Source organism: bacterium (genome assembly GCA_008933615.1).
Lineage (GTDB): Bacteria > CLD3 > CLD3 > SB21 > SB21 > SB21.
Map to the genome: position 1 here is coordinate 46,129 of WBUR01000013.1, position 18,135 is coordinate 64,263.

Annotated in this window: 19 protein-coding genes; 1 reads left to right on the top strand and 18 read right to left on the bottom strand. The window is 41.0% G+C overall.

The genetic code is table 11. The features are described 5' to 3' along the window. Positions 1 to 169: 169 nt before the first annotated feature. Positions 170 to 805 (top strand): hypothetical protein, encoded by a 636-nt coding sequence (locus F9K33_06490; GenBank protein ID KAB2880124.1) that lies wholly within the window; start codon positions 170 to 172, stop codon positions 803 to 805. Between the two features lie 25 nt (positions 806 to 830). On the opposite strand, the gene F9K33_06495 is transcribed toward F9K33_06490, so the two are convergent. The 18 genes from F9K33_06495 to F9K33_06580 all read right to left on the bottom strand — a co-directional run bounded on the left by F9K33_06495 (position 831) and on the right by F9K33_06580 (position 18,133). Next, positions 831 to 2,279, bottom strand: coding sequence for an RsmB/NOP family class I SAM-dependent RNA methyltransferase (locus tag F9K33_06495; GenBank protein KAB2880125.1), 1,449 nt, complete (start codon positions 2,277 to 2,279; stop codon positions 831 to 833). A 532-nt stretch (positions 2,280 to 2,811) separates the two neighbouring features. Further along, positions 2,812 to 3,288 carry a hypothetical protein gene (locus F9K33_06500; GenBank protein KAB2880126.1) on the bottom strand — a complete coding sequence of 159 codons (477 nt, stop codon included), beginning with the start codon at positions 3,286 to 3,288 and terminating at the stop codon, positions 2,812 to 2,814. Positions 3,289 to 3,556: 268 nt separating this feature from the next. Beyond that, positions 3,557 to 4,195: a hypothetical protein gene (locus F9K33_06505; protein KAB2880127.1), complete on the bottom strand. Its 639-nt coding sequence runs from the start codon at positions 4,193 to 4,195 to the stop codon at positions 3,557 to 3,559. Positions 4,196 to 4,420: 225 nt separating this feature from the next. Next, positions 4,421 to 4,945, bottom strand: a complete 525-nt coding sequence (locus F9K33_06510; GenBank protein ID KAB2880128.1) for a hypothetical protein — start codon at positions 4,943 to 4,945, stop codon at positions 4,421 to 4,423. 97 nt (positions 4,946 to 5,042) lie between these two features. Continuing rightward, positions 5,043 to 5,666 carry a hypothetical protein gene (locus F9K33_06515; protein KAB2880129.1) on the bottom strand — a complete coding sequence of 208 codons (624 nt, stop codon included), beginning with the start codon at positions 5,664 to 5,666 and terminating at the stop codon, positions 5,043 to 5,045. Positions 5,667 to 5,725: 59 nt separating this feature from the next. Next, positions 5,726 to 6,568, bottom strand: coding sequence for a hypothetical protein (locus tag F9K33_06520; protein KAB2880130.1), 843 nt, complete (start codon positions 6,566 to 6,568; stop codon positions 5,726 to 5,728). After that, complete coding sequence (locus tag F9K33_06525) at positions 6,546 to 7,283, bottom strand: hypothetical protein (GenBank protein KAB2880131.1); 738 nt, start codon at positions 7,281 to 7,283, stop codon at positions 6,546 to 6,548. Before F9K33_06525 ends, F9K33_06520 begins: the two co-directional genes overlap by 23 nt. A gap of 85 nt (positions 7,284 to 7,368) precedes the next feature. Further along, entirely contained in the window at positions 7,369 to 8,061 is a 693-nt protein-coding gene (locus F9K33_06530) for a hypothetical protein (protein ID KAB2880132.1), read from the bottom strand. A gap of 242 nt (positions 8,062 to 8,303) precedes the next feature. Continuing rightward, positions 8,304 to 9,083: a hypothetical protein gene (locus tag F9K33_06535; GenBank protein ID KAB2880133.1), complete on the bottom strand. Its 780-nt coding sequence runs from the start codon at positions 9,081 to 9,083 to the stop codon at positions 8,304 to 8,306. 47 nt (positions 9,084 to 9,130) lie between these two features. Continuing rightward, on the bottom strand, positions 9,131 to 9,736 hold the full coding sequence (locus F9K33_06540) for an ABC transporter ATP-binding protein (protein KAB2880134.1): 606 nt from the start codon (positions 9,734 to 9,736) through the stop codon (positions 9,131 to 9,133). Positions 9,737 to 9,763: 27 nt separating this feature from the next. Then, a complete protein-coding gene (locus tag F9K33_06545) occupies positions 9,764 to 10,681 on the bottom strand; it encodes a hypothetical protein (GenBank protein KAB2880135.1) in 918 nt (305 codons plus the stop codon). Positions 10,682 to 10,692: 11 nt separating this feature from the next. Then, positions 10,693 to 11,862, bottom strand: coding sequence for a DUF3419 family protein (locus F9K33_06550; protein ID KAB2880136.1), 1,170 nt, complete (start codon positions 11,860 to 11,862; stop codon positions 10,693 to 10,695). Then, positions 11,816 to 12,871: a hypothetical protein gene (locus tag F9K33_06555; protein KAB2880137.1), complete on the bottom strand. Its 1,056-nt coding sequence runs from the start codon at positions 12,869 to 12,871 to the stop codon at positions 11,816 to 11,818. The genes F9K33_06550 and F9K33_06555 overlap by 47 nt, the downstream gene beginning before the upstream one ends. Next, complete coding sequence (locus tag F9K33_06560) at positions 12,847 to 13,584, bottom strand: long-chain fatty aldehyde decarbonylase (protein ID KAB2880138.1); 738 nt, start codon at positions 13,582 to 13,584, stop codon at positions 12,847 to 12,849. Before F9K33_06560 ends, F9K33_06555 begins: the two co-directional genes overlap by 25 nt. 39 nt (positions 13,585 to 13,623) lie before the next feature. Beyond that, on the bottom strand, positions 13,624 to 14,676 hold the full coding sequence (locus F9K33_06565; GenBank protein ID KAB2880139.1) for a GNAT family N-acetyltransferase: 1,053 nt from the start codon (positions 14,674 to 14,676) through the stop codon (positions 13,624 to 13,626). 432 nt (positions 14,677 to 15,108) lie between these two features. Continuing rightward, on the bottom strand, positions 15,109 to 16,077 hold the full coding sequence (locus F9K33_06570; protein KAB2880140.1) for a methyltransferase domain-containing protein: 969 nt from the start codon (positions 16,075 to 16,077) through the stop codon (positions 15,109 to 15,111). A 121-nt stretch (positions 16,078 to 16,198) separates the two neighbouring features. Continuing rightward, the gene (locus F9K33_06575) at positions 16,199 to 16,885 is read right to left on the bottom strand and encodes a DUF547 domain-containing protein (GenBank protein ID KAB2880168.1); all 687 of its coding nucleotides are present in this window, start codon (positions 16,883 to 16,885) and stop codon (positions 16,199 to 16,201) included. A gap of 126 nt (positions 16,886 to 17,011) precedes the next feature. Continuing rightward, complete coding sequence (locus F9K33_06580) at positions 17,012 to 18,133, bottom strand: inorganic phosphate transporter (GenBank protein ID KAB2880141.1); 1,122 nt, start codon at positions 18,131 to 18,133, stop codon at positions 17,012 to 17,014. Positions 18,134 to 18,135: the final 2 nt, after the last annotated feature.

The window sequence follows — 18,135 nt, forward strand, 5'->3', positions numbered from 1 at the left end:
TTTAGGGTGCCTAATGGCTCATCCGATGTTAATTCCGCAATTTTTTTGTTGCAGTGTGATGCAGGACAACATTTTCTCTTTTCATGTATAGCTAAACTTCTCATTTTCAATATGGTTTTATCGGTACGAATATTGTAATATTGAAAGCATATCTAAGAGGAGGAAAGTCATGAAAACCCTATTTACACTTCTGTTCACAATGGCCGCTTTCAATGTTCGAACAATCGCAGCCGATCTGGATACCACTTCAAGTCTTTCTGTAGTGAAAATCAAGAACCGATTTCAAATCCCGGTTTTGCAAGATCAGACAAAAACAAATATCCCGGTAAAAAGTCCATCCAAAGCAATGAAAATGGCATTAGGACATACATTGATTCCCATTGGCGCGGGTTTGGGACTGATGATTATCGGAGATTCCAATGTGGAAGGAATTCGGCGTGTGTCTGGATTAACACTTCTTACATATGGCGGTTTAGTCGGGCCTTCCATGGGCAATTTCTATGCAAAAGATTATACCAAAGGCGGACTGGGAATAGGTATGAGGGCAATCGGAACTTTGATGGTAGCATCTTCAATTGGAAAAGCAATGGCTTGGGGTAACGACGATGAGGCCGAAGGACCTGCGCCCGGTGAAATGATGGGAACGGTTGGCGTGCTGCTCGTTTTGGGATCCACTGTTTGGAATATTATGTCCGCTCCCGGCTCTGCAAATACGTATAATGAGAAACACGGTCTTTCAGGTGTATCAGTAGGGTATGACCCTGTTTCCAAAGCAGGTCTTGTCAGTTTCCGTATTACGTTTTGAAAAACGGATCTGAGCTCTTGTTTGATCAGAAATCCACCGTCATCACCGTTCTGCTCTTTGGCATTTGGCTTTTGAGGTTACCCTGATGGATCACGCCGCAGCCCAGCGTGTAACCGTTGGCCGTGACCACCACACCGCCTTTATCGATATCAAAGGCTCGCCGGATCGTGCCGGCTTCGACAAACGTTTCTATTTCTTTGGGATCGGTAAGGTCGATTTTGTTTTTTGTAATAGCCTCGGAGAAAAGCTGAGCGGCGTTGGTGGACAATTTCCATTCATCTTCGCGCCGGGTTCGCGCCAAACGCGTGCCGATACGATGCGTATAGATCCGATTGAGCATGTCTTCGTTGCCTTCCCATTCGCCGGAGGTTACGAGTATCTCATCGTCCTTAATTAGAAAACGAAAATCATTCCAGAAAGAAGGATCCATACCGAATATTCTTTCAAAATAATCCGCCATTCTGTGAATGCCAGGATCTTGAGGGCCGGTCAGGGCATAACGAATTTTCTTATTATTAAATGATTCTTTGCCCTCAGCATTCCCGACCGCGCTTATCTTTCGTAATTTTGCAATGAAAAATCCTTCGGGATTTATCTCCGAAGGCAGAATTCTCACCGTTTTGGATAATGACGCATGATAACTCTCGCCTTTATAACTTGTAATTCCGGGCATGAATGACAACGGTTGAGGCAAAACGATATCTTCGACTTCAACCGGGTAACGCGAAAGTATCGTGTTAATAAGTTTCTCATTTTCCTCCGGCGCAACGGTGCAGGTGGAATACACGATAGTGCCGCCAACTTTCACCGCTTTGATCGCGCTGACAAGAAGTTGCTCTTGAATAAATGCAAACTTTTGCAAGTAATTCAGATTAGCCACTGCCTGCGGCGCTTTGTGAATCACGCCCAGCGCGGAACACGGAGCGTCCACTAAGATTTTGTCGAAGGTTTCCGGAAGCAGATTGCCGATGCGTTCGCCGCCCATGTTTACCATGGCCGAATTGATGATGCCCATCCGGTCCAAATTATGCGATAAAGTTTTGATCCGCTTTCCGTCCCAGTCATTGGCAACGAGCACGCCGCGATTACGCATCATCTGCCCTATCTGGGTGGTTTTTGATCCCGGGGCTGCTGAAATATCGAGAGTCATTTCATTTTCCTGCGGATCGAGTACGAGCGGAGGAATCATCGATGCCACACTTTGAATGTACAGCAGCCCGAGAAAATGTTCGATTGTTTTACTTAAAAGAGCGGATTCGTTCTCCACAACAACCGCGTCGGCAAATCCAATATCCTGAAAGGCAAATCCGTTTTGCGCGAGGCGCTGGAGTAATTCTTCTTTTGAAATCTTAAGTGTATTGACGCGGAAGGATGTGCGTTTGGAAAAATTCAATCCGGATAGAAATTTGTCTTTATCCGAACCTAAAACGGAATCGAGGTATTGTATAAATACGTCGGGGATTTGGAGGTTCATTATTTTGTAGAATGGTAAAGATTAGTTAAAAACGACCGTGTCCATTTTAAATAGCCTTTCTTAGAATATCCAAAAAGAACTGAAAACTGAATGCCTCCAAAATTTCTCTGCTTGTTAAAGTTAACGAAGAATCTAAGACCTAAATCGGTCGGTCCCCAAGTTCTTGCGCACTGTAATTCGATTGGGATGCCAAAAGCATGATAATTTTTCCTTTTGTAATAATTTGTCGTGCTTTCATCACAAAACTCCCCCCAAATGGCGCAAGTAAACCATGAGTGATCCTTTATGCCTCGATATCCAACTTGAAACGTTTTTCCGCTATTAGTGTAGTTTCCTAAATCAAATTTCTTTTCGAACAGAATAGTATCGGTTTCTTATGCATGAATGTTCTCAATTAAAACTGAAATAACAACAGCCAATACGAAAATTATAGTTAATTTCATGAGCGTATTCATAGCTGTCTCCCTTTCAAATGAAAGTTATATATTTTTGACTTCCTAAGTCAATTTGGGTGATTTGCTTCATCTCGGAATCATGGTCTCGTACCAGCAAAACTATAATACAGTGTATCAATAATTTGTAGCGGCGGCGGATATTCCATAGATCGTATTGCTGTGCATAACCCTGATACATATGTGCACGAACAAGAGTCAAAAAGAAAATCCAGGCTTGAATACATGCCGTTGTTATACAAACCGGAAGAGCCTCTGACAATATTGTTTATGTCAAGGTAGGCATATCCCAAGTAGGTTCTTCCTGCGTAGCTAATCCCAAGAGTCCAAACCGCAGGAGCGGAGAACTCGTCAGTTCTATAGTCAGTAAAGGTCATCTGTACGTTAAATGAATCCGAACCGCGTAATGTTGTAGAATAAGCGTTCAACACATTTGCAGGATCGAAACTTTCTCTGATTCCGACGCAGTCTGGAAATTCCGTCTTTGCATCATCGTTGAGATCGGGGCAACCGGCCAATATTGCTGTGACTAGGACCATGGTGGTTAAATATTTCATACACCCACTCGCCTTTCTTAAGCGCGACAATTATCATTCCATTTACTTTGATATGTAAAACCAAATAGCTTTTCCCAAATATTCACTTTTGATCGATTCCGTATCTTCACGAAGTACCGCCTTTAAATTCTGATTCTTTGTTGTCGTCTTGTCTACAAATGAGCACGATGCAAGTTGGATGATGAGTAACATATAATATGGACCGGAACAGGATCGTTTTCATAGCTACTCCTCTATAGTAATTTGTTGATGAGCAGTTATTTTGGTGTTAAAACCCAAATAATTTAGCATATGTTAGTTGTTTCATTCTAATCTCAATAGAATTTCCATATTTCTTTATTTTGATTAACGATTTTTTAATCCACTTCTGTCTGCCGTTATATTGGATTTTGATATCAGTCCCTGTCTCTATTAAGATCGCACTTGGTTCAAGCCACAGAACTTTGGTTTCTAAAGGATCGATACTTTCTTCATATACAAATTTATGTTTAGATGCGACCGCCCCAATGACCGCCCCAATAGGTGCGAATCCGATACCTAAACCAATTGTGGCAAAACCTCTACCCCCTTCAAAAAAGATATCACATAGGCCGGCAACTGTTGCCCCTGCGAAGAAACCCAGCACTGCTCCAGCAGCCTTATTGTTTCGATACGTAACGGATCTAATTGAGGAATTTTTGTAAGTATTGGTTCTATTATTGTCGTCCATCTTCACAGCAGCCGAGTCTATGCCAAACGTAACTTTTGAGTAATATTCGTTACCGTCTGTCATTAGTATTTTAGCCGATCTGTTCTTGTTAGCGCTGTTCAGAGAGTCAATGGTTGCATTTGGAGTATTGTCATTTAAAAATGATCGAGAAACACAACCTATTTGGGATATAAGGATAACGCAAATTAGTGACTTCATGGGCACCTCATCTTTATAAATCTAGCAAGCAGTTACGATGTCTCGCTTAAAGTTCTGCCTCACGTTACGATCCCAAACAGCCGGACGTTGATCCGAACCCAGACTCATATACTAACATCTAGAATCATGTTATCTTGTTTTCCTTTTGATCCCAACTGCTTGTTGAAAATTACGGAAAGGCGGTTACACTTGTGATATACCTTAGCCACAGATACGCGACCATCTTTAATAATACAACTTGATTCCCAAGACATACCCAGTGTTCCCAAAATATATCATTGGATCTATACTGACGCCTACTCTGTTATTATATCTATCCACTGCTTTTGAACTATGGGAGATACTTGTGATAGTGCCCAGTGCAATTGTCATGATTGCGGCTCCTTTGACAATGTTGCTAATAGTAGAAGGCTTGGCGGGTACATTGATCCAAGATAGAACACGCCCCAAGTTGAATTTTTGATTTTTTTCATAAGTATAAAAACCGGCACCAATCAATCTTAATATTGCATCCGTAGTGATTTCAGATCTGTTATCGTGCGCATAGAACTGACCGACGGATGGCCCAACAACGATCCCTGAAGCAGTATACCATTTCTTGTTTAGGATAATAGCACCCGATGTTATAACTACTGTTGCCCCTAAATCAATCATAACAACGCTCGCCATGTTCTTTGATGAAGAAAATCTAACCGGGTCTTGTGCAAGCAATTCGCCTACGACCAAAAAAAGGATCATGACAGTTCGCATACGTTCTTTTGTCTTTGTTAACAGATAGTTGTCTGACTATTACCAGAATGGTCAAAACACTTCCACGACTTCAAACAAATCAAGTAGTCAATTAAGTCTAATCCCTAACACAGCGAACGGAGTGACCATAAGTTCTATAACTGAGTAGCTTGCCCACATTGATGTTATTGTAGAACAGGACACGGCCGAAAGCGCTTATTGAATCAGATTCCGTAGCTGACCACCAGCTACTACTCATTGCATTTAAGAAATATGTACCGTCGGCGAGACGATAACCGCCCGGCAGCGCTGTGAAGCCGGTCTCGTTAGTTGCTCCTGTGTTGGGACTTGCCCAATGTGCTGTTCCGGCTTCTTTTAGTTTACCGCCCGCAACAGTTGCGCCGCCCAAGTAGGTTGAGAGAACTGTCCATTCGGTATCAGTCGGTAGATGCCAGCCCGGAGGTGAGGCAGTTAGAGCCCTATTCCAAGTGTAAAGTCGGCCTAAGGTGTGATTAGCAGATGAGTCATTATTATTATACCATGAACTGTCTGCCGTACGGAAATCTAGATTTTCTGCCATCCATGTCTGTGTTCCTATGGTGACGGTTTGATATGCCCTGCCATCGCGTGGGTCAGTAAGTATATTACTATCAAAATCCTTATCGGGATCATTTGAGCAGAAAAAATTTAGTGATGAGAATACAGACATCGATAACAAAATTAAGATGTGTTTTGTTTTCATGATTTTTTCCTTAAAAAATTAAACTAAGGTGAATTAGATAGCATGCCTTGATTAGGTCATCAATTTGAACTTAGGTCATCTTCAAAATAGTAGGATGCATCTTTTCCTATTATAGCTCCGACCGTACCTCCAATTACCAGTCCAACAGCTCCAAATATCATTCCATTATCCAAACTTGTATCTGGCCCAATATTAATCTCGTCCTCATTGGGCGGTGTAAAACTGACCATTCCAAAAAGGCCTCCACCAAGCGCTCCAATTAATACGCCAGACAGTAAACCGGCTGAATGGCTTGTAAACGTTACATGATCGATTTCAGATATATGGAGATTTCTTTGTGTAACCCCTTCTTTCCATGACAAGGTATCACCCGTAAGTTTTAGATCATACGCATTAAAGGCTTTGTGGTTTTTATAAACTACAACCGCTTTCTTACCTTGTGCCGATAAGTTGAATTCTTTTATGGTTACTGCCGAGTGTTTTGACTTGACTAAAACAATTTCTTCAATCTGTTCTATATTAACAGAGGCAATTCTATTCTCAGTGGCGCTCCAAGTCATCATTATCTTTAAGACATTTGAGGAATCAATAGCTAAGAGGGTTCCCTCTTTGAGCTGTTTTTCATTGGTGGTATTCAGATATTCTATGCGAATTACAGCGTCTGTTCCGGCATAAAGTTTTGCGACGACGGTTGGCGTAATTTTCTGATTGACATGTGGATCTACTATCCTGTTGGACGATGAACACGCTGCTGTGAATAAAAAAAACAAGCAAGTGTATTTATGCAAATTAAGTCTTTTAATGGTGTAGAGTAAGAAGGCTAAGTTTATTTTCATCTTGATATCTCTATTTTTTGGTTTTGAGAAAAGCTGCCGGTATTTATTTTTTAAAAATTTCTTCATAAAGTTTAGTTGGCAAAGCAAGAATGATTGAATCAGGTGTTCGTCTGACAATCTTCAAATCTGATTTCTTGAGCGAGACTGTCTTATCGCCGACGCGTATTTCGAATCCGCTATCTGTTTCCTGAATAATGTCTGAAAAAATGAATTCCGCAACTTTCCATTCTGTTTTAAATGTCAGGTGAGCAGAATTCTGTTCCGTGTCAGCCATCTTTTGGACGATCAACAATTTCTTTTCATAGGCGAGGTCGTTAAGTTTGTAGTTGACTCCGTCAGATAACACTCCAATGAGACCGCCGATAAGAAATCCAAAAAATCCACCAAAGAATCCACCTAGGGCAGCTTCAGATCCTCGTTGCCCCTTGGGGGCATCGATTTTTGGCCCCGTAAGAAGTGGATCGTTAGGATCATAAAGATAAGAGTCCCCTTTCGGTTTTTCGTAGCGTACGAAAGCAATTACGGCGCCTAATGTCACCCCAATTATAAATCCGCGCCCTGCGCCATTCATGAAGGGAGAATTGTTAAGCATTTTGATATTGGAGATATCTGCCAGTGAAACCTTCTTCCGAGTATCTATCGCGACCGAATCGCCATCAACCTTCAAAGATTTTGTTGAAATTTCCCGTCCATCGTTGAGTGTGATTTGCCAATTGTGATTTTGTGAATAGAGGAAAGGCCCAACATAAAAAAAAACAAAAAAAACACATATCGATTTCATATGTTCTCCTATTTTGTTTCGGTTTACGTCAATGGACTTCACGAGGTGGTATTGGGCTCAACAGTTTGATTCCAAATTAACATCCTTATTTATGAAAAGTTTTTTCATATAACCGAGTTGGCAAAGCCAAAATAATTGAATCGGCTGTTTTTCGCACAATCTTCAAATCTGATTTTTTGAGCAAGACCATCTTACCGTTGATGCGAATTTCAATTGTATTATCAGTTTCGGTGCCGATGTTCGATAAACCTATTTCAATTGCTTTCCATACTTCTTCGTTTTGAGAAGTTAGAACACTAAGCAATTTCAATTTCTCATCTTGTGTCATTTTCGACAAATCGTGAACCTCGGCGCCGCCTTTCGACGCTCCAACAATTCCGCCTCCAATCATTCCCAGAAGCCCTCCAATAAGCGCGCCGGCGACTAGGCTAGGTCCCGGTCCGAAATCCCAGTTTCCAAATCCTTCGGGGTCAGGCTCCGGCTCCTTATAAGTTGACAAACCGACTAATCCGCCGATAACGACTCCCCCGAGAAAACCAATTCCCATACCTTTTCCAGCTTTCGATTTTTTGATTTTGCTAAGATGTGAGATAGATTCAATTGAAGTTTTATGCTCTGTTGTCGTCGTTACGAATACGACAGAATCACCCTCCAGTTGTAGCGATAGCGCTGAAACTTCCAGCCCGTCGTTAAATGTAATTTGCCAATGGTGATTTTGCGAAAGCAGGTCGAGTCCCGAATAAAAAAATAGAGTGAAGAGGATAAATAGCAGCTTCATAGGCCCTCCTTTTTTATGCGAAATTAATTACAACTGTAGGAATTTCAAGACGATTAAAATTCCGCGATCAAATTGTCAAATTACTTTTTTTTGGAAATGAGACTGGAGGAAGCTCCCGAATGGGATACAGAATTGGCCACAACGATATGATATTTCTTTATGGTACGGCAGGAATGCAATGATAATCAAGTTGAATTATTTTCAATTGTGAAAGAATTAGCATTTTTTTTGCTAAATTTTATCTAACCGGTGGTAGGAGAATCCTTATTTCTCAGCAGCATCCGCCGCCGTCGTAGAAATAAGTGGACTTGGGAACGTATTCGCATATCGTAATATGAAACGAGAAAAACAGCGCCAAAGAAAAAGAGCATATAAGCAAGGCATATAAAAATTGATCTTTGTAAAGGAACATTTGTGAAAGCAGCGCCCACTGATAACTGGGTTGGGTAATAAGCAGGTAATAACTGAATTATGATTTTGTTTCTTGCCTCCGATAAGATAAGTGGATTTTGTAGCCAGCCGGCATCTATATTTGCTAGCAGGATAACCGTCAATGTTCCTTCAAGGGCCCCATTGGTCATATAACCCACCAACATTCCATACCCGCCATAAATAAGTCCGTTAAATAACATACCCAAAAGCATCGGCCAAAAATATAGAGGCTGAAAAAAAAACTGTATAGAAAAGCTAATGCACAATACCAACAATACGATAACAAAAAACATTACAGTCAATACAGATGACATTAGTTCTACAGGATTATAACCACAGATTACCAGCCTCCGGTTTACATTTTTGTATTGCTGAACAAGACTCAGAGACACGAAGGAAGATAAAAATCCGATGGTTGCCATCGAAACAAATATCAAGGACACATTTGCCTCTGTCGCTTTAATCATCGTTTTTGTTTCAGCAATGCCGATCTCGAATAAGATATCTTTTGCAGAACCAGTAAGCTGTACAGTAAAAATAAAAAGTGTAGGTGTGCCTACTAAAAGAAGTAAAACTAATTTTTGACGCATCAACATCCTAAAATGCATACTAATGCTTGTAATAAGAAATCTCCCTCTCATTGAAGACCTTCTTTTCTTAAAGTAAAAATATTGTCAAATCTTTCTGGATCATTTAATAAATGTGTAACTAACAGGATGCATTTCCGCTGATCTTTCAATTGATACATCATTTCTCTGAAATGTTGATATGTCGCCATGTCAAAAGCGATATAAGGTTCATCAAGTATCAGAATATCAGGTTCGTGCAGCAATGCTATGGAGAGATTTAGTTTTTGTTGAGTTCCACCGCTCAAATGCTCAGCTCGGTAATACAAGTATTGTCTGAAACCAAGCTGATCCATCAAACTATCCCGCCTCGCTATCCACAGAGGCTTATTCTGTTTGTTCAAACCGTAGGCAGTTGCGAAATAGTTGAAATTTTCTTCTATAGTAAGCATAGAAAAAATGATGGGATTCTGCGGACAATAACCAGCTTTGCCATTTAAAATAACAGTACCTTTATCTGCGCTTAATTCGCCAATAAGGATCTTCAGCAATGTGGATTTACCGACTCCATTTTCGCCAACTACTGCATTGAGTGTGCCTGGGCCGATAGCAAAAGATATGTTATTCAGTATTTCTCTTTTACCGTATGACTTTGATATATTTAAAGCTTTTAGCATGCTGAATAATTCATTTGGTTTAGTCTACTATATTTCTTTCAGCAACTGATTGGGCTCTGGCTCATGAGTCAATCTTGGTCCTTTCCATAATCGTAAATAATTTTTAAAGAATGAGATCCTTCCTTCACCTGATCCGATGAACTGAGGAAGGTGTAACCATGGAATTTTCGGATTTTGATGATGGGCAAGATGTAAATTAAAATTCAAGTATATCAGTCTTAGCCAGATTGGGATCTTTAGGTTATGAGCTCCATTGATTATGTCCCGCGGGCTGAAGGCATGATTTACATAATTCTGGGAAGACCACAAAAAGCCATGCATCGCAAATAACGTGAGCCATGATGTCCACTTGAGATCAAGAACAAAAAAAAGGGCTACCTGGACAATGATAACAAGTATGCTTTCCCATCTTGATTTAGCAACCTTATCTTTCCGGTCGCTCCCTTTCAAAAACCCACCAATTTCTTTATGCGAAGAGAAAAAGCGGGTGTAAATAAGCCCTGGCGCAAACGCGTATAATAGCACAGCAAGCCACATAGAAAAATACCCAATCCCGATCATCATTCCATATAAGGTACCGTATCGTTTAAGTTTTTCCTGGTGTTCATAATACAAATCCCACATTTCTTCATCCGTCCGGTTTTTTTTATGATGCTTTAAATGGCAATGTTTAAAAAAGGTATAGGGTGCAATAAATAAAGTACTGAGCCATCTGCCCATAATATTATTCATAGATTCATTTGGATTTATAATACTATGTTCAGCTTCATGTATAAGTGAGTAAACGGGTACCATTATTACGGCAAACAGAAAACCATACAAGAAAACCCATCCATAATTGTGCACATGAGAGGCTGTCCATAATAGAGCAACGTAGGCACAACTGCACAAAATAGTTATTAGCAAGTTCATTTTTTCTGGTATTTTATATTGATCAGTAACCATGGCTCGAAAGTTTATTCTTTATTAATAGTATAAGCGGCGACTTTCCCATATACAAAAGATCGGTCATTGAATTGGATTTCTTTGCTAAGTGTTTCATCTTTTACTATTGAATAACGCAAATCTTCAGGAACTTCCCGCGGAATCATCAGGTTACGAAAAATGATCCTTGAGTTTTTACGTGCAGTTCGGAATACGGCCGAAAATAAGCGGTGCGTGTCTTTTTTACTCATCAGTTCGCATATATTGGATAATGCAAAACAGTTTATGCTTTCAGCCGACATAGAATCCAGCCAGCCTTGCGCATCCGCCGTAATAATCTTTATCCTGTCAACCCTTGATTTTATTAATTCAAAGTTTTCTCTTTTTAAATAGTCCGGCACTTCATTGTCATTAGTATATTTGCCTAAGAGGTATAGCGACAAAAAATAATTTCCTTTTAAAGGAATATCCCTGAATACTTTTTTTGAGCGGTTATAAAAACTTTCGGCAAATGATGTGCTCCCATCATCAAAATGAAAATAATCAGCTACCAAGCCACGTTTAGCCAACATTCGTTTATTAAATAAGATCTTGAACAGGTAATGAAAGCGTTTCGTATTCCATACTGTGTCAAAATAAGCTTCCTGTTCTTCTCTGGATTTTTCTTTGAATAAACCTATTACTCTTCTTTTTCCTTGCAATACATTAATGAATTTACCTGCCAGACGTATAAACCGCTCATACTTGCCATTCATTAAAAATCCCTTCGTTAAAAGCTCTTGTCCATTCCAGAATAGAAGCGCTTCTTTACTTAAAAAAGGCTTCATCTTTTCGTATAAATTCAGTCTGTTGCCGTGCTCTTTTAACCCAGCAAATCTGATGAAATCATCAAACCCAAGAGATCGTATGGCTGCAATTTTTAATTCCAATAACCAGGATTGAGCTGGGTTAATATCAATACTGTAAATAATTTCAGGATCAGATAATAGAAAGCCAAGCACATTACATCCTCCTGATGTAATTGCCAATATTGCGTCATTGTTTCTTATTTTCAATGCGGCACGGTCGGCTTCGGGGTCTTCCCAATTATGGGTAAACACTAACTTAAATAATTCTATCTGGTCTTTTACTTTTTTCATAAGCATCCGTCCATTGTTACCATAATCCATTTTCATTGTAGAATGGAGCAATATCAATTCCATGTTTTACACTTAAACTATAAATTTCTTCCATATTCTTAACTGTAATATTCCCTTTTCCGGCGGAATAAGTTTCAAATCTATTTTCAAATGCAAGAACCATAGCTTCCACTATGCAGCCATGTATGATATATGGTGCTGCATAGCGATAAATAGTATTTGAATAATCGGGGCTGAATGTATATCCGTGGGTTACTTGGCCCATCCCGCCATGAAATATTTTTAATCCATTATTGTTCTCAATCTTTGATTCTAAATTTTTAGGGTAACCTGCGTCACAGACAAGTACATCTTTTTTACAATCAGTCAGTTTTATTCCTGATGAACTGGCAGCACAAATTATAATGTCTGCTTCAGGAATCTGGTCCTGCACTGAAACAGCATAATTAACGGAGACATTTTCTTTACTTAACTCCTGCGATAGTTTTTCCAACCGCTGATTATTTCTGGCGCACAAAAGAAGTTTTTTTACTTTATTTTTCAAGAAGTGTGAGCACGCCATTCCAATATCCCCGGTAGCGCCGATAATTAAAACAGCGGATCCCTGCAAATTAATTCTCTGTAGGATTGCAGCTTTCTCTACCCCTTTTACAATAAAGGCGGAGGTAAGAGTATTGCCTGTTGTATATTGTGATTCACACCGGGCAAATGAATCAAGATTTCCTTCAAGAACAATTGAAGTGAATCCCCCGAGTGCTACGATCCGTGCACCCATTTTATTTGCCCAGGCCGCTGCATTCATTACTTTACCGATATTCGTTCTGATAAATTGTGTATCTAATTTGTCGGGATCAATAAATGTTTCAATATATACGCCGTTTATTACAGCGCCGGTTTTCGATCGCACCTTTACTCTGAAAAGATCCCTTGGAGGGATAAAAGAAAATATATCTTTAATTTTTTTAGAAGATAATTCACCAATTCGGATACCATTTATAAACGTAGTAATATTCTGCCAATTATCCTGGTGTCCGATCACTGCAAAATCTAAGCTGGTAGACGGGCTATCCATATAATAGATTTTTCTCCTGGTATTCCAATATTGTCCAATGACTGTGCGTAGAGTGCCATTGCATTGCCCCGTAAGCTTATAATGTTAAGCCCTATATGATGCATGGAGCCTTTCATACAGTCTCCGTTGCACACACCACAATGTCCTCGAAGGTCTGTTGTTGCAGTAAATTCTGCGAGGATGGTCATGCAATTTGTATGCAGCTCTTCAAACTTATCCAGGAATACTGAAGGGTTTTTTCCCAATTCTGCGCGTAGTAAATCGGAAGAGTGTTCGAGATGTTCTTTTTCTTCATCAGCAATACTGAGAAAAAGTTTTCCAGCCTCACCCCCCAATGTATTACCTACATCGGTGTACATTGATACCGCAAATGATTCAAGCATTACTTCTTGTATGATAAGACATGCAATAAAATCCTTTTTTTGAGCATAGGACAAAAATTGTTTGCGCACATTACCCCAATACTCACTATTCATATTGATTTTAATTTTCAATTTTGTCTTCTTTGCATAGGCGATAAAATCTTCTGCATGCATCCGCTCACTGTTGGCGTGTTCTACTGCTTCCATTTTTTCATGGGGGTCATCAATTGTTTCTGCCAGGGTTGCAAAATTGGACATTCCGATAAGCTCACCTGTGATAGCCTGGGAGAAAACATCTGAAATGACATTGAATTCTTCAATGCTCATTGCCTCTTTTATTGCTTTTTCCATGATTTAATAATTTTAGTGTTAATGGTCACATTTTGTTTCTCAAACTAAAGAATAATCTTGAAACGGTATTCCTTTTTTTACTTTTCCTATAAGAGTTTTGTTGTCTTTTATGCTCAGCAACATCCCGACAGAATTGAAAGTCACTTTCAACAAACCGGAAAAGCACTTGTTATAAGGGTCTTTTTCATGCAAACCGATCGAAGCAAAAATATAGGATCTTTCATACACGATATTCCTTACATGATTGATCATTAATTTTACGATCTGTTCATCCCTGTTATTCACGGCTAAATACTTTATATAGATCATCCGGACCGGTTCGTTTAATACAGGCATTTTTGAAATACCGGTTACCTGGCTGATAGCATTCATAACTGTGATAAGGAGTTTCATTTTCCATGACAGCCTTGTTACCACATTTTGTTTTACATGCATGGTATCTATTAAACAGACCGCGGCTATGATCTTATTTTTATTCCTGATAGCAAAAATATCGGTACCTTCTAGTTTTTCTTTCGTGATAACACTTCCCAATTCATATTTGCAGTAATGGGCATCAAAAAATTCAATTACTTCATCTGATATGGGTGATAATTCAATTGTATACTGTGGATGCAGGGGCTTTCCTTTTTTTCCAACAAACTGGTGAATTTTAAAGATCCCGATATTTTCAAAATCAGGTATGCCGGGTCTGTTTTTAAAAAACGAAAATGGTTTATTGTTTCCTTTTGAAACATTGAGAAATGCAAGATCGGCTCCTGTCGGTACAACGTAGTTTGCAAGCTCATTACACAACTGTAAACCAATTCCCTTATTTCTGAATGATTCTGCCACCTTAAAATCGCCTACATAGTGAAGGGGAAAAATTTGTTCCCCCACATACACCTGTTGCAGGGAAACACATAGAAAACCGATAATTGTATCACCCTCCAATGCCACAAAAACTTTTGTCTGTCCCCGCATTTTCAGCAGGCTAAAAAAATCCGGTTTGCGGTCAATCCGCAGTGATATTTCTCCTATCATACCGGAAGCTGCAGTTAGCTCAACTAATTGCTGATTATCGTTATTAGTTGCTAATCGGTATTCGATCATTTTTTAATAAAAGTAAATCATTGCTAAGGGTCTGGACTGTAAGGCAACATGACCGCCAACTTGTCTATACAAGTCATTGAACAAACAAGGATGAAAAAACATTGTATGATAATTTTAAAAACCTAATCGACAAATAGCTTACTTTGCTAGACGGGACTGATTGACATGCCCGGAATGGCATCAGAGGTGGTAGACAGAGATATTAATTAATAGATATTTCTATGGTAGGGCTGAAGTGTCTGAAAGTCAAATTATATTATTTGCAGCGTGTGAATGAATTAGCATTCTAATGTGGGTACGTGCTTAGAATCGCCGGCCAGATGTTTTTTTAGATCACCATCGTTCGAGAAGTAAAGAGTTCGATAAAGTACCGTGGAATGTATCGCGGAATTTCATTCCGCGTCTGCCTATAAGAACCCTTATCGCAGTAACTCAGCAGCATCCGCCGCCGTCATAAAAATAAGTCGATTCGGAGACATAGATATCGCTCCGGTGCAGAGATAATAATGCCTTGGCCGTTTTGTCACAAACAGCTAACGGCTGATTATAATTCAGTACATGTCCTTTTCGGTCGTCAAAATATTCTTCATTGCCGAAATAGATCGCCGTTCGTCCGGTGAAAACACACGGCCCGTCCTGCGGCATAGGATCTTTAATCGCGCAAATTTCGACGCTTTCGATGTGAATGATCTCGTCCGTTTCATAATGTCCCGGATCCAGAATACGGTAAGGCCGGCGGGCACGAACCTCGATCGTACCGAAACCGATGTCCGTGATCGTTCGGATATAATCGCTGAGCGTCATGGAACCGCTCAGGCACAGCGCGCGCAGCTTGGCGTCTTCCCGCAGGTTATCCGGGATCGTGTGATCGCACACCGGATCGGACAAAACCAAGCGGCCGTACGGTTTCAGAACGCGGTACATTTCCTGCAAAGCCCGTTTAAGATCATCCATCTTAAAAATATTGAACAGACAATTTTGTGCGGCGACATCCACGCTGTTGGCCACAATCGGCAGGTCAAGCGCACTGCCGCGGCGCAGGTCAATAAATTCCGGCCGAAACCACGAGTTCACCTTAGCCGCATCGTGCAGATTCTCTTTGCACGCGGCGACCATCTCCGGAACAATATCCACACCGATCACGCCCTGGGGCCTGCGGCTGAAATAAGAAAACTGGAGCAGTTCCATGCCGCCGCCGACTCCGACATATAGGATCGTCGGATCGTTCACCAGATCGCGGGGATTAACGGTACTGCCGCAGCCATAATTCATTTCCAGCATTTTCCGCGGAACTTTCAGATCGGGCAACTGCCATACGGGCGTGGTCGTGCAGCAAAGCCCTTGGTTCGGATTCAGCGCGGCATCTTTGTAAACATTGTTCGTTGCATCGAGATAACTCATACGGTTGCTCCTTTAAGGAATAAAATAGATCATAGAACACAGAAGACACAGATCAAACTGATTTAAACGGGTATTTCTTATTTAATTTCCTTCTTTGCGCCCTTTGCGGATAACCTCAGCTCTACTCATTGAGATTCCAGTCGTAGCTTGAATAGGACACCGATGCCGACCGATCAATCCTGACCCGCGAATACTTATTCAGGAAATCAATCAGACTTCCCTTTTTTATAAAATCTTTTTCGAACCAGTCGAAGATTTTTGAGACCTTAATGGCGCGGGAAGCAAACTCGTTTTTAGTATTATCATTGATGAATGCCGTAGCTTGTTCATCAAGCTGTTTATCCAATGGTGAAGCATCGAAGGCTTCATTCCGCAGATTCGGACAAGACCGCGACGCGCACACGATCGCAAAATGAATACGCGGATCGTCGAACTCCTTTCGCAATATCTCGTGCTCAATATGGTTGAGCGTGTAGGGTGTGCCGCCGATATTTATGAATTCGATATCCCAAGGAGACTTAAAAAAACCGCCTATATCTTTAATGCTTTTAACCGGATAGTTCTGAAGAATCAGACTGATCGTAAATGCGTTATACGCGTTGATCCAATACGCTTTGCGTTCATTGCTCGTCCAATCGGCTTTAGGAGAATTATCACTGAGTAACTTGAGATACGAATCTAAAGCAGTTCTGTCTTTTAACATCTCACGGTAATTCACATTTCCTGAAGCCGAGACATTTTTTTGGAGAATGGCATTCCAAGTCTCATGGGAAACCTGACTCACCGATGGCTGAGCAACGATCGTCATAAATCCCGCCAGGGTTAATAGTAGCTTACTAAACATGAACAGCATCCAAGGCTAATTAATGATTAACACAAAATAATAAACAAAAAACGGTTAAGTGATTCGCGCCATCTAAATAGTTAATATTCTTCATAGAAAGTGGACAAGGCTCCAATACACGGTTGCGCTTATAACGGCCGCAACGGGAAGCGTAAGTATCCAGGACAACAAAATAGTACGAATGACTTTTAGATTAGATTCACCGGTTGCTGCTCCAATCCCAAAAAGGGAGCCTACGGATACGTGCGTAGTCGAAACCGGTAGTCCGTGAAAACTTGCGGTGGTAACGAGCAGGGACGTGACCAGATTTGCAGTAAACCCTTGCCCATCGTTCATCGCGGTAATTTTTTTGCTCATCGTCTCGGCAACTTTGCGCGCGTTCAGCCAACCCCCGAGTACGACAGCCAGAGTGATCAATAGGACATTCTGATTCGGGCTTAGCGCGCCCGCGAGCAAAAGGAGGCCGGCCATTTTCGGCGTATCGTTGAGTCCTCTTGCAAAACATACGATACCGGCCGTAACAAAATGCGCTGAGTTTAATAGCGATTGAACGCTGACGCCAATCACAGATCCCACGTATTGTTCTTTGCAAAATTCAGTAGAATTAATATGTACAGTCATCGGCCGCGAAGGGTTATTGATCACGGCTGCCTGGCCGGATGATTGGAGAACGTACTCCGGATTTTCCTCCCCGATGCAGGCGCAGCTGGATTTAGCAATTCCTGTTGATTTTCTCACATGTCGAAATAAGATATAAGTACCGTAACTCAATCCGGCCGCGAGCAGCGGACTTGCGATAAGCGGAAGAATAAAAACATCGCCTAACTTTCCGAAGTTAAATTGATATCCGACTGCAACGACGCCGCATCCCGCCAATGCGCCTACCAGGCCATGCGTGGTCGAAATCGGCATTCCGATCAGCGTAGCAAGCATCACCGTGCCCGCTCCTCCCAATGCGACCGCCGCCGCAAATTCCGGCGTCATCACGACGGCGTCCGGAACTAATCCTTTACCGGAAAAATTTTTAATAAGGATTTCGGCAACGAATAAGGACGCGACCGATCCTAATGCCGTCGTCAGTGTCGCCCAACGAATTGCTTTGCGGTAATCCGTTGTACCGCTGCCAAATAGTGTGGCCACGCCTTTAAAATTATCGTTTGCGCCGTTCGAATAAGCTAAAAAGAAAGCGGCGATCAGAATAAGGTAGAGCATCT